At 29.8% G+C, this 14,082-nt stretch carries 12 protein-coding genes; all 12 read right to left on the minus strand.

From position 1 onward, the window contains the following. Positions 1 to 6: 6 nt before the first annotated feature. The 12 genes from J2Z76_RS10550 to mnmE all read right to left on the minus strand — a co-directional run bounded on the left by J2Z76_RS10550 (position 7) and on the right by mnmE (position 14,020). Positions 7 to 1,149 carry an aminotransferase class V-fold PLP-dependent enzyme gene (locus J2Z76_RS10550; protein ID WP_209512197.1) on the minus strand — a complete coding sequence of 381 codons (1,143 nt, stop codon included), beginning with the start codon at positions 1,147 to 1,149 and terminating at the stop codon, positions 7 to 9. A 151-nt stretch (positions 1,150 to 1,300) separates the two neighbouring features. Then, a complete protein-coding gene (locus J2Z76_RS10555; RefSeq protein WP_209512020.1) occupies positions 1,301 to 2,566 on the minus strand; it encodes a dihydroorotase in 1,266 nt (421 codons plus the stop codon). Between the two features lie 138 nt (positions 2,567 to 2,704). After that, positions 2,705 to 4,516 (minus strand): NADH-dependent [FeFe] hydrogenase, group A6, encoded by a 1,812-nt coding sequence (locus J2Z76_RS10560; protein ID WP_209512021.1) that lies wholly within the window; start codon positions 4,514 to 4,516, stop codon positions 2,705 to 2,707. 17 nt (positions 4,517 to 4,533) lie between these two features. Next, on the minus strand, positions 4,534 to 6,324 hold the full coding sequence (nuoF, locus tag J2Z76_RS10565) for an NADH-quinone oxidoreductase subunit NuoF (protein ID WP_209512022.1): 1,791 nt from the start codon (positions 6,322 to 6,324) through the stop codon (positions 4,534 to 4,536). A gap of 30 nt (positions 6,325 to 6,354) precedes the next feature. Beyond that, on the minus strand, positions 6,355 to 6,723 hold the full coding sequence (locus tag J2Z76_RS10570) for a (2Fe-2S) ferredoxin domain-containing protein (RefSeq protein WP_209512023.1): 369 nt from the start codon (positions 6,721 to 6,723) through the stop codon (positions 6,355 to 6,357). Positions 6,724 to 6,734: 11 nt separating this feature from the next. Then, entirely contained in the window at positions 6,735 to 7,223 is a 489-nt protein-coding gene (nuoE, locus tag J2Z76_RS10575; RefSeq protein WP_209512024.1) for an NADH-quinone oxidoreductase subunit NuoE, read from the minus strand. A 290-nt stretch (positions 7,224 to 7,513) separates the two neighbouring features. Further along, on the minus strand, positions 7,514 to 8,359 hold the full coding sequence (locus tag J2Z76_RS10580) for a ParB/RepB/Spo0J family partition protein (RefSeq protein WP_209512025.1): 846 nt from the start codon (positions 8,357 to 8,359) through the stop codon (positions 7,514 to 7,516). An 11-nt stretch (positions 8,360 to 8,370) separates the two neighbouring features. After that, a complete protein-coding gene (locus J2Z76_RS10585) occupies positions 8,371 to 9,132 on the minus strand; it encodes a ParA family protein (RefSeq protein ID WP_209512026.1) in 762 nt (253 codons plus the stop codon). 11 nt (positions 9,133 to 9,143) lie between these two features. After that, on the minus strand, positions 9,144 to 9,932 hold the full coding sequence (noc, locus tag J2Z76_RS10590) for a nucleoid occlusion protein (RefSeq protein WP_209512027.1): 789 nt from the start codon (positions 9,930 to 9,932) through the stop codon (positions 9,144 to 9,146). A gap of 13 nt (positions 9,933 to 9,945) precedes the next feature. Beyond that, positions 9,946 to 10,662, minus strand: a complete 717-nt coding sequence (gene rsmG / locus J2Z76_RS10595; protein ID WP_209512028.1) for a 16S rRNA (guanine(527)-N(7))-methyltransferase RsmG — start codon at positions 10,660 to 10,662, stop codon at positions 9,946 to 9,948. Beyond that, a complete protein-coding gene (gene mnmG / locus J2Z76_RS10600) occupies positions 10,655 to 12,580 on the minus strand; it encodes a tRNA uridine-5-carboxymethylaminomethyl(34) synthesis enzyme MnmG (RefSeq protein ID WP_209512029.1) in 1,926 nt (641 codons plus the stop codon). Before mnmG ends, rsmG begins: the two co-directional genes overlap by 8 nt. Positions 12,581 to 12,628: 48 nt before the next feature. Next, positions 12,629 to 14,020 (minus strand): tRNA uridine-5-carboxymethylaminomethyl(34) synthesis GTPase MnmE, encoded by a 1,392-nt coding sequence (gene mnmE / locus J2Z76_RS10605; protein WP_209512198.1) that lies wholly within the window; start codon positions 14,018 to 14,020, stop codon positions 12,629 to 12,631. Positions 14,021 to 14,082 lie beyond the last annotated feature (62 nt).

A 14,082-nucleotide genomic window follows, 5' to 3' on the forward strand; every position in this document is an offset into this window, starting at 1 on the left:
TATTTACTACTCACCTTGAGATATTTCATCTAATGCTTTTACTGCTGCCAATATGTCAGTTTTTGTATTAAATGGCCCTACACTAAATCTCACTGCACCTATTTTTTCTGTACCGATAGTTTTGTGTGCTAATGGCGCACAATGCAAACCAGGTCTAACAGCTATATTATATTTTGTATCTAACAGATATGCTACTTCAGAGGAATCAATCCCTTCAATATTAATCGGAACAACCCCACATCTATCATTTATATCATTTGGGCCATATATTTGAATTTTATTGATATTTTTTAATTGTTTAACGAATAGGTCAAGAAGTTCTTTTTCATGGCTGTAAATTGATTTTGTGCCCCTGTTTATTATGTGCTTTAACCCAGAATTTAAACCTGCTATACCAGGTAAATTAGGTGTACCTGCCTCAAATTTATCAGGATAAAAATTCGGCTGATTTAAATTACTAGACTCGCTACCAGTTCCACCTTCTTTTAATTGACTCATTTCAACTTCACTATTAATTAATAAAGCTCCAGTTCCTTGTGGTCCTAATAAACCTTTATGACCAGGAAAAGCAAGAAAGTCTATGTTTGAACTTTGCATATCAATATCTAAAACACCAGCGCTTTGCGACGCATCAACTAAATAATGAATTTTGTGTTTTTTGCATATTTTTCCAATTTGATCAATGGGAAAAATTGTTCCTGTTAAATTAGAAACATGTGTCGTTATAACTAGCTTAGTATTACTTGTTATAGCGTTTTCAATATCTAAAATATTAATTTTCCCATCTGTTTGACATGAAACAATTGTATTGCTTACACCTATTTTTTCAAGTTCCATCACTGGCCTTAAAACTGAATTGTGTTCCATTGATGTTGTAATAACATGGTCTCCTGATTTTAAAAGACCTTTAATTGCTAAATTTAATGAATCCGTTGCATTAAACGTAAATATAACTTTCATTGGATCACCCAAGTTAAAAAATTGTGCTAAAAGTTCTCTAGTTTCATATATTACTTTTGCGCCTTCAATTGCCATAGAATGGCTTCCTCTGCCTGGATTAGCACCAAATTTAGTCATAGCTTTAGTTACATTTTGATATACTGTTCTTGGCTTTGGAAAAGAAGTGGCTGCATTATCTAAATAAATCACCATATCACCTACTTATTATTATTTTAAACTTAATATTTATATATTATATGTCAATACACTTCTATGGATATAATTTCTTTATTATATTCATTAAACCTGTTTCACCTAATAAATACAATAACCTTTAAATACTATCAAAATTTCAGAATAATTAATCATTATAAACTATTATTCCATTGCAAATTGTATATTTAACTTTACCACTCAATTCCTTACCTAAAAATGGAGAATTATAAGATTTAGAATGAAATTTATTAACAACCCACTTTTCACTAGGGTCAAAAATTACTATGTCTGCTATTGACCCAATATTAATCCTTCCAGCCTTAAGATTGTACAATTTCGCAGGGTTTAAAGTCATCTTTTCTATCAACTGCATTATGCTCAGATATTTCTTCATCACTAAATTTGTAATTCCAAGTGATAACGAAGTTTCTAAACCTATTATCCCACTTGGCGCTTTAGTAAATTCTACATTTTTTTCATTACAGCTGTGTGGTGCATGATCTGTAGCGATAATATCAATTGTGCCATCTTTCAATCCCTCAATTAATTTTAACCTATCTTTTTCAGTTCTTAAAGGTGGATTCATTTTACCATATGTTTTATACTCTAACACATCTTTTTCTGTAAGTGAAAAATGATGTGGTGAAACTTCCGCAGTAATATTTGCACCATGTGATTTTGCAAATCTAATTAAATCAACTGAAGTACCAGAACTAACATGTTGAATATTAATTTTAGCTCCAGTTTCAATAGCTAAAACACAATCTCTTGATACCATTAAATCTTCAGCTAGATGCGATGCTCCTCCTAATCCAAGTTGTTTAGATATTATTCCTTCATTTATACCTGAATTTTCAATAAAACATGGATCTTCTTCATGAAAACTTAATGGAACATTCAGTTCTTTAGCTTTAATCATTGATTTCAATATTATGCTGCTATCTAAAATTGGTATTCCATCATCTGTGAATCCAACTGCACCTTCTGACTTTAAATACTCCATATCAACTAGTTCTTTGCCTTTTATCCCCTTTGTTATAGATGCAGTTTGAAGTAAATTAATCTTAGTATTATTAAATCTATCAATAAGGTATTTCAACGTATGCGCATTATCTACCACAGGATTAGTATTAGCCATACAAACTACCGTCGTGAAACCACCACATGCAGCAGATTCTGATCCTGAAAATATATCTTCCTTGTATGTAAATCCAGGGTCCCTAAAATGTACATGAACATCTATAAGTCCAGGTGCTACAATTTTTCCATCTGCTTCAATAATTGTTTTAACATTACTATTTTCAATATTTTTTTTTATTTCAACTATTTTGTTTTCATCAATTAAAACATCTAGCACTTCATCTATTTTTGATTCTGGGTCGATTACCCTCCCATTTTTAATTAATATCATATAATCACCCCAACAAAATTTACTTTATACTAATACTATTATATCACAAGTATATACTAACTAAAAGTATATATGCTAATAAATATTTACACATAATTATATGAATAAAAAAACCGGCTTAGCCGGTTTTTAATAAACTTATTTTATTTCATCTAACAACTTATCAAACTCATCTTGTTGGCTTACTTCATAAACATCTCTTTTTGCATAATGAGTATGAAGTAATTTATGTGATAAATGACCATTTGGTTCTTTTAAATAATCCTCATATAGTTTAATTACTTCAGGATTTTTATGTGATTTTCTAATTGGAAGAGATTTATCTTCATCATACAATGCATTAGCTCTGTTAACCTTAGGATTAACATCTAATCTTTTCTTTGCTGAAACATGAGATTGTCCTCCACCATGAACACAACCACCTGGACATGCCATAACTTCAATAAAGTGATAATTTTTCTCACCAGCTCTTACAGAATCAAGAATTTTTGCAGCATTCTTAGTTCCATGAGCTATTGCAACTTTAACTTCTGTATCTTTACCACCTATAGGAAGTACTACAGAAGCTTCTTTAACTCCTTCAATACCTCTAACTTGTTGATATTCAATTTGTTCTAAATCTTTACCTGTTAATATGTCAGCCACAGTTCTAAGAGCAGCTTCCATAACACCGCCAGTAGCTCCAAATATTACACCCGCTCCAGTATATTCACCCATAATATTATCTGCATGACCATCTGATAATTTATTAAAGCTAATTCTAGCTTGTTTTATCATATCTCCAAGTTCTCTTGTAGTTATTGAAAAGTCAACATCCCTTAATCCATCAACTTCCATTTCAGGTCTATTAGCCTCAGTTTTTTTAGATGTACAAGGCATTACAGAAACTGAAACAATTTTTTTAGGGTCTATACCTTCTTTTTCAGCATAATAAGATTTTAATACTGCCCCAAACATTTGTTGTGGTGACTTACATGTTGAAAGGTTATCTAAGAAATCTGGATATTTCATTTCACAATATCTAATCCAACCTGGTGAACAAGAAGTAATCATTGGTAATTTTCCACCATTTTGTACTCTTTGTAATAATTCTGTTCCTTCTTCCATAATAGTTAAATCTGCAGAAAAGTTAGTATCAAATACTTTATCAAATCCCAACATTTTTAATGCAGTAACCATTTTACCTGTTACTCTAGTACCAACTGGAAGTCCAAACTCTTCACCAAGAGATGCTCTGACTGCTGGAGCTGTTTGAACAACAACATACTTATCTGGATCATCAATAGCATCCCAAACATCGTCAATGTATGTCCTTTCTCTTAAAGCTGCCACAGGGCATGCTTGAATACATTGTCCACAATATACACAATCAACATCTTTCATACTGTAATTAAACGCTGGAGCAACTTCAGTATTAAATCCTCTGTTTACAAAATCTAAAACTCCTATTCCTTGTACGTCTCTACAAGTACTTATACATCTTCCACAAAGAATACATTTGCTTGAATCTCTAACTATTGAATGAGACAAATTATCTATTTTAGCTTCTCTTTTTTCACCTTGATACTCTATATCTTTAATGCCTAATTCATCACAAAGTTTCTGTAATTCACATGTTCCATTTCTTAAACATGTCAAACACTCTCTATTATGATTAGCAAGTATTAATTCTACATTCATTCTAACTGCATTTCTAACTCTTTGAGTGTTTGTTCTAACATTCATACCTTCCTGTACTTGCAATACACAAGAAGCAGGAAGATTTCTCATAGGAACACCATTAATATCTACTTCTACAACACAAACCCTACAAGCTGCTATTTCATTTATATCTTTCAAATAACAAAGTGTAGGTATATCTATTCCAGCTTCTCTGGCTGCTAATAATACAGTATAATCCTTAGGTACACTAACTTGTATACCGTTAATAGTCATATTTATTTTATCCAAAATGAACACCTACCTCTCTATTTTTTTATGATTGCATTGAATGAACATGCATCCATACAAGCACCACATTTTATACACTTACTTTGATCTATTGTGTGAAGTTCTTTAACTTTTCCTTCTATTGCTCCAACTGGACATAGTCTTGCACATTTTGTGCAACCTTTACAATTCATAGTTATAACATAGCTTAATAATGCCTGACAAACTCCAGAAGGACATCTATGGTCTTTAACATGAGCTTCATATTCATCTCTAAAATATTTCATAGTTGATAAAACTGGATTTGGAGCTGTCTGTCCTAAACCACACAAAGAAGTCTCTTTAATATTTCTAGCAAGAGATTCAAGTTTATCCAAATCTTCCATAGTAGCTTTACCTTCTGTAATCTTATCTAGTATTTCCAACATACGTTTTGTACCTTCTCTACAAGGAGTACATTTTCCACATGATTCATCAACAGTGAAGTCTAAGAAGAACCTAGCTATATCAACCATACAGTTATCTTCATCCATTACAATCATTCCACCAGAACCCATCATAGATCCAAGTGCTATTAAATTATCATAATCAATAGGTGTATCTAAGTGATCTGCTGTTAAACATCCACCAGAAGGTCCACCAGTTTGTACAGCCTTAAATGCTTTTCCATTTGGACATCCACCACCTATATCATAAATGACCTCTCTTAAAGTAGTTCCCATTGGAACTTCAACAAGACCTGTGTTATTAATTTTACCACCTAGTGCAAATACCTTAGTCCCAGCTGATTTTTCAGTACCAAAACTTCTAAACCAATCTGCTCCATTATTGATTATTTGAGGTATATTTGCTAATGTCTCAACATTATTTATTATTGTTGGTTTACCCCATAATCCTTTGTTAGCTGGGAATGGAGGCTTATTCCTAGACATACCTCTTTTACCCTCTATAGACTGCATTAAAGCAGTTTCTTCACCACATACAAAAGCACCTGCTCCTAGCCTAATTTCTAAATCAAAATCAAATCCACTACCAAAAATATTTTTACCTAGTAATCCTAATTCCTTTGCCTGTCCTATAGCTATTTCTAACCTATGGACTGCTATTGGATATTCCGCTCTAACATATATAAAACCTTTTGTTGCCCCTATAGCATAACCAGCAATTGCCATAGCTTCAAGTACTGCATGAGGATCTCCTTCCAAAACACTTCTATCCATAAATGCACCTGGATCTCCCTCATCTGCATTACATATAACATATTTCTGGTCCGCTTTATTTGGTGCTGCAAAACTCCACTTCATACCAGTAGAAAAACCTGCTCCACCTCTACCTTTAAGACCTGAATCTTTTACTAACTTAATTACTTCTTCTGGAGTCATTTCAGTTAGTACTTTCCCTAATGCCATATATCCATCTCTAGCAATATACTCATTAATATTTTCAGGATCAATAACACCACAATTTCTAAGTGCTACTCTTAATTGTTTTTTATAAAAATCAACTTCACCTAGAGATTTTAATTTATCATCTTTGCTACCATCTTCATATAAATATTTTTTTACAATTCTACCTTTCACTAAATGTTCATCTACTATTTCGTCAACTCTATCTATAGTCATTCTTGAATAAAACGAACCTTCAGGATAAACTATAACTATTGGCCCTTCCTCACAAAGACCAAAACAACCTGTAGAAACAATCTGAATTTCATTTTCTAGATTAACTTCTTTAACTTTTTCTTCAAATCTTTTCTTTATTTGATCAGATTTTGATGATGTGCAACCTGTTCCCCCACAAATCAAAACATGAGATCTGAAAATCGCCATAACTTTACCTCCATTTAGTCTATAATAAAACTATTTTTCAACAGCGCCTATTGTATACTCATTAACAACGTTACCATTAACTATATGTTCTGCTATTATTCTCTTTGCTTTTTCTTCATCAATATGAACATATGTTACTTTTTCTTTATCAGGAGCATATACTTCAACTATTGGCTCATATATGCACATGCCAATACATCCTGTTTGAACAACCTGTACATTTTTTAAATTTCTTTTTGCAACTTCTTCTACTAAAGAACTTAAAACAGGTCTTGCACCAGCAGCTATACCACATGTTGCCATACCAACAACAACTCTTATTTCTTTTCCAGTATCTCTCATTTCCATATTTTTAAGAGATTCATCTCTTAATTTTTTTAGTTCGTCTAACGATTTCATTTATTACACCTCTATTCTTTATATTTTGCTATAATGTCAGGAATATTCTTTGGGTCAACTTTTCCATAAACCTCATCGTCAATCATCATAACTGGTGCCAATCCACAGCAACCCAAACATCTTGTTGCTTCAAGTGTAAATAAATTATCCTCTGTAGTACTACCTACTTTAATATTAAGTTCTTTAGCTAGTTTATCTAATACTAACTGAGAACCTTTTACATAACACGCTGTTCCTAAGCAAACTCCGATTTTATGCTTGCCCTTAGGCTCAATAGAAAATTGGGTATAAAATGTTGCAACTCCATAAACTTCTGCTAAAGGAATATCCATTTCTTTAGATATAAATTTTTGAACTTCAATTGGCAAATATCCAAATATATCTTGTGCCTTGTGAAGCGTTTGCATTAATACACCTTGGGAATCTTTTATTGAGTCCATATACGTTTTTAGTTGTTTAAATTCAGCTTTCTTAGCTGTTAAATCAAGTACATTTTGCAATTATATAACCTCCCTATACTTTATATAATAATTAATCAATGACTCTATAATTATATATTCGTGTTAATAAATTGTCAATCGTTATTAAATAATAATTGTTTTAGTAAGTAAAATAGTTTAAAAGTTACTAAAATTAATAATTCATCATTAAAATTAGATTTTTTTTAATATTCATTATAATTATATACCTTATTATAATCTGAGTTTCAAAAATTTGTATAGTGTATACATATCGATACATTCTCTTGTTTTAAGTATTAAAAATAAAAAACATTGCACAAAAGCAATGTTTACTCCTCAATTTTAAGTATTTCTAATATTCTATTTAAATCGTCACTATTACTATATGTTATTTCAATTTTACCTTTATTTTTTTTACTTTGAATATTTACCTTTGTAGAAAATCTATCAGTAAGCATTTCCTCTACATATGTTATATATTTATCTTTAACAAAAACTTTTTTAGTTTTTATCTTTTTATTTTCTCTAACAAGTTTTTCAACATCTCTTACACTTAAATCTTCTTTTATTATCTTATTAGTTATTTCAATTTGTTTATCCTTTGGTAAACTTAATATTGCTCTACCATGTCCCGCGGTAATTTCATTTGTTACAATTTTCTCCTGAACAAATTTATCAAGTTTAGTTAGTCTCATTATATTTGTAACATATACTCTTGATTTGCCAACTATATTTGATACATCTTCTTGAGTTATACCATATCTCTCCATAATATATTCATAAGCATTAGCTTCATCAATGGGATTTAAATCTTCTCTTTGAATATTTTCTATCAATGCAATTTCTGAAGCATTTTTATTTTCAATATCTCTTACAATACAAGGAATACTTTTTATATTAGCACTCTTACAAGCTCTCCACCTACGTTCTCCTGCAATAATTGTATATAAATTATCTTCTTTTCTAACAATTATAGGCTGTATCACTCCATATTTTTTTATTGATTCTGTGAGTTCCTCAAGCTTATCATGTTCAAATACTTTACGAGGCTGTATTGGATTTGGACATATTAAATTAGTATCAATTTCTTCTATTCTATTCTTATCTTCTTTCTCCAAATCTTCAGGTATTAAGGCTGATAATCCTCTACCTAAGGCATTTCGTTTAGCTACCATGATTTATCTCCTTAATTGTTTTTTATAAATTCTTCAGATAGCTTCAAATATGCTTCACTACCCTTCGACTTTTCATCATATACCATTATTGGTTGTCCAAAACTTGGTGCTTCTGCAAGTCTTATATTTCTTGGAATAACAGTTCTATAAACCTTATCTCTAAAATATTTTTTTACTTCTTCAACAACTTGAATAGATAAATTGGTTCTGCCATCAAACATATTTAATACAACGCCTTCTATTTCAAGGTTTGGATTTAAATTTCTCCTAACAAGTTTAACGGTATCCATCAACTGACTTACACCTTCTAAAGAATAATATTCACACTGTATAGGTATCAATACAGTATTTGAAGCTGTAAGAGCATTCAGCGATAACAATCCTAATGATGGAGGGCAATCTATAATAATATAATCATATTTTTTTAAAATGCTTTGGATTTTTTCATCTAATGTTTTTTCTCTATACTTAGTATTGGTTAGCTCTATCTCCGCTCCTGCAAGCTGAATATTTGCAGGTACTAAATCTAAATTACATATTTCTGTTTTATGAATAACTCTATTAATATCATAATCTTCAACCAAAACATCATATATAGTATATTCAAGTTTATTTTTTTCTATACCAAATCCACTTGTGGAATTACCTTGTGGGTCAATATCAATACTTAGTACGCTTTTCCCATTTAAAGCTAGTGCTGCACATAGGTTTACATTCGTTGTAGTTTTTCCTACTCCACCTTTTTGATTGAATATACTTATTATTTTAGACATCATATCACCCTTTACATGCTTTTTTTAGGTATTTTTACTTTCAATTCAATAAATTCCTCAGACTCTTCTTGTTCAAATTTTGCATTAATTCCTGTCTTAACTATCTCATTATAAGCATTTTTAATTGTATTTATATAAATTTTATAATTAATGAAATTTCTAACATATTTTTTATCTTTTGTTTTTTTCTTATTAAAATCTTCTACAATTGATTTAATAAGCTTTTCAGTTTCACTGACATTTAACTCTTTTTTTACAATTTTATCAACTAAGCTAAGAAGTAATTCTTCATCTTCAATTTTTAAAAGGGCTCTTGCATGACGTTCGCTTAAACCGCCTTCTCTTATTTTAATTTTAACACTTTCAGGTAACTTAAGTATTCTCATTTTATTTGCTATAGTTGATTGAGATTTACCCAATTTTTCTGCTAGTTTTGTCTGATTAAGGTCAAAATCCTCTATAAGCCTCTCAAAAGCCATAGCTTCTTCGATAAAATCTAAATCCTCTCTTTGCAAATTCTCTATAAGTGCCATTGCAGCAGATTCTTCTTCTCCAGTCTCAATCACAACAGATGGTATCGAATCCATTTCCAATAATTTAACTGCTCTAAATCTTCTTTCCCCAGCTATGATTTCATATATATCATCATATATTTTTCTCACAGTTATAGGCTGAATTATTCCATAATTTTTTATTGACAAACTTAATTCTGCTAAAGCTTTATCGTCAAAGGATTTTCTCGGCTGGTTTTTATTTGGAATTATTTTGTTAATATCTATATTTACTATATTATTTATCAAAATATTCTCCCCCTTATATTAATGGATCTTTACTTGGTTTTCCTGCTTTTCTCGGATAAATCTTATCTGTATTTTTTATCTTTTCAATTATAACTATTTTTCTAACAATATCAGAACCAGGTAATTTTATTTCCTTAACTTCTGTTATTTTTCCTCCAAGTTTTGCAATAGCACTTTTAGAACTATTTATTTCCTCGGCAATATTTTCACTTTTATAAGCCGCAAAATATCCTCCTACTTTTACAAAAGGAATACAAAGTTCACTTAAAACATTTAGTTGAGCTACTGCTCTAGACACGCAAATGTCATATTCTTCTCTATAATTTTTATCTTGTCCAAAATCTTCCGCTCTTCCATGAATGAGATGCATATCCTTTAAATCTAGTTCTTTTATTACTATTGATAGAAAATCTATTCTTTTCTTCAAACTATCTAAAAGTGTAACTTCATAATTACTATTTGAAATTTTCAAGGGAACTCCTGGAAAACCGCCACCTGTTCCTATGTCTATTATTCTTTTTTTTTCATTTTCCATATTTTTGTCAAGTATAATAACACTGTCAAGAAAATGTTTAATATATATTTCTTCATCATCATTAATAGCAGTTATATTAATTTTTTGATTCCACTCTTTTAAAAGGTTCTTATATTTCTCGAACTTTTCATTTTTTATGCTGTCATAGGACAAATTTAATTTATTAAAACCATCCTTTAGAATTTCTTTAGTCAATTATTTCACCATCCTTTTCAACATGCTGATTATTTCTTTTTCTTTGCTCTAAATAAATCAACAATACGTTTATATCCGAAGGTGAAACCCCTGATATTCTAGAAGCTTGACCTATTGATTTAGGTTTTATTTTATTAAGCTTTTGTTTTGCTTCGTTTCTAAGTCCACTTATTAAACTGTAATCTATTTCATCTGAAAGTACTTTATTTTCTAGTTTTTTGAATTGTTCTATTTGCTTGGCTTGCTTAGATATATATCCCTCATATTTAATAATTGTTTCAATATAATTTTTAATTTCTTTATTTAATTTAGGTCTTTGTATATCTAAAGAAATAATATTATCATAGTTAATTTCAGGTCTTTTAAGCAATTCATAAATGCTAATAGGCATCTTAAGGGGAACACTTCCAATGCTTTCTAAAAACTCATTAACCTCTGATTTTGGTGTTATTTTAAAATTTTTAATTCTACTTATTTCTGTTTCTATTTTTTCTTTTTTTTCTTTAAATTTACTGTATCTATTTTCTTTTACTAATCCAATTTTATATCCTTTTTCAGTCAATCGTTCATCTGCATTATCTTGTCTTAATACAAGTCGATATTCTGCTCTTGATGTCATCATTCTATATGGCTCATTTGTACCCTTTGTAACCAAATCATCTATCAATACACCTATATAAGCTTCCGATCTATCTAAAATAAATGGATCCTTGCCTTGTATACTCATGGAAGCATTTATACCAGCAATTATACCTTGTGCAGCAGCTTCTTCATACCCAGAGCTTCCATTAACCTGTCCTGCAAAAAATAAATTTTTTATATTTTTATACTCAAGACTACTTTTCAATTGTGTTGGGTCAATACAATCATATTCTATAGCATATGCTGGCCTCATTATTTCTGATTTTTCAAGTCCGATCATTGATCTGTACATAGAAATTTGAACTTCTAATGGAAGTGATGAAGACATGCCTTGTATATACATTTCTTTTGTATTTAAACCTTCCGGCTCAACGAAAAGCTGATGTCTTTCCTTATCAGAAAATCTTACAACTTTATCTTCTATAGATGGACAATACCTTGGCCCAACACTTTGTATAACACCTTCATACAAAGGTGATCTATCTAAATTATTTTTAATAATCTCATGAGTTTTATCAGTTGTATATGTTATATAGCATGGAACCTGCTCTATATTAATTTCATTAGTCATAAATGAAAAAGGAATTATTTCATCGTCACCACTATGAACTCCCATAACATCATAATTAATTGTATCAGAATTAATTCTAGCCGGAGTTCCAGTTTTAAATTTTCTTAATGGAATTCCAAGTTTTATCAAAGAATTTGATAATTCATTAGATGGAGCTAGTCCATCTGGACCTGAAGCATGATTATACTCACCTATATAAATTCTACCCATTAAGTAAGTACCTGTAGTAAGTATAACTGACAAAGAATTAAAATATGAACCATATTGTGTGTATACATTAAAACTTCCATCGCTATTAATTCTTATATCTGTTGCTTCTGCCTGTTTCAAACATAGTCCTTTTTCATTTTCTATTGCTCTTTTCATCTCTGTATGATAATACTTCTTATCTGCTTGTGCTCTAAGTGAGTGTACAGCTGGGCCCTTTGAAATGTTTAGCATCTTACATTGTATCATAGTTTTATCTATATTTAAAGCCATTTGTCCACCAAGTGCATCTATTTCTCTAACTAAATGTCCTTTACCTGTACCACCTATATTAGGATTACATGGCATCATAGCAATTGAATCAAGACTCATTGTCAATATTAAAGTTTTCATCCCCAATCTTGCAGAGGCAAGTGCAGCTTCACACCCTGCATGACCAGCTCCTATTACAATAACCTCATATTTATCTTCAAGAAACTCTCTAACTTTATCTTCCATACATATTCCTTTCTAAACTTATATCCACATATATGTTAACTTACATATCTATTTACCTATACAAAATTCATTAAATATCTTTTGAACTAAGTCATCACTTACAGACTTACCTACTATAAGTCCTAGACTTTCCATAGAATCTTTTAAATCTATTTCGATAAAATCTATAGTCATTCCATTATCAATAGATTTTAATACTTCTTCTAAACTTTTTTTTGCACTAACTAACAAATTTTTATGTCTAATATTATTTATTATTAAATCATTGCTTAAATTAATGGTACCTTTAAAAAACATTTCACTAATTTTTTCAATAATTTCATCTAATCCTTTATTATTTAACACTGAAATATTAATTATTTCTTTTTCTATTTCGTTATATTCTTTTAAATTTAATTTACTTTCTAAATCTGTTTTATTTTTTAAATAAACTACCTTTTTTCCACTAATGTAATCTAATATTTTTATATCTTCATTCTCTAGCTCTCTTGATGAATCAAACAACATAATAATTAAATCTGAATCATTAACCTTATTTAAGGCTTTTTCTACACCTATTTTTTCAATCAAGTCGTCTGTATCTCTTATACCAGCAGTATCGACAATTCTTAAAGGAACACCATTAATATTTACGTACTCCTCAATTGTATCTCTCGTAGTTCCTGCTATCTCAGTTACTATAGCTCTATTTTCATTTAAAAGAAAATTCATAAGAGATGATTTACCAACATTTGGTTTTCCAAGTATTACTGTCTTTATTCCCTCTTTAAAAATTTTACCTGTATCAGCAGTTCTTATTAATCTATCTAATTCATTTACAATAGAAATACATGTTTCTTTTACTTTACTAATTGTCATTTCATCTTCATCATATTCAGGAAAATCTATATTTACTTGAATATTAGCTAATAAATCCATTAGTTTATCAATAACATTATTTATTTCTTGAGATAATCTTCCTTCTAAATGATTTACAGAAATTTGATGACTTGAATCTGTTTTGGAATTAATTATATCAATAACAGCTTCTGCTTGAGTTAAATCTATTCTTCCATTCAAAAATGCTCTTTTAGTAAATTCTCCTCTTTCAGCTAATCTACAATCAAATTTCAAAATTACCTCTAATATTTTTTTAGCAGAAATCATACCACCATGACAATTAATTTCAACTATATCTTCCTTTGTATAGGTGTTTGGAGCTTTCATATATGATAATAACACTTCATCTATTTTTTTATTATCTAAATCTACAATATTCCCATAATGTAAATATCTAGATTTAAAAATTCTTTTACCTGAAGAGTTTATATTCTTTTCATTTTTCCCAATAAAAATACTTTGTGCAATATTTAATGCATTTTCCCCACTTATTCTTATTATATTAATTCCAGAATTACCTGGAAATGTTGCTATTGCAGCTATTGTATCACTATTCATAATATCACCATATCTTTCATTACATATATTGCCATATAAATATACTTATATACATTTTACAATAA

The organism is Sedimentibacter acidaminivorans (genome assembly GCF_017873955.1).
GTDB classification, from domain to species: Bacteria; Bacillota; Clostridia; order Tissierellales; family Sedimentibacteraceae; genus Sedimentibacter; species Sedimentibacter acidaminivorans.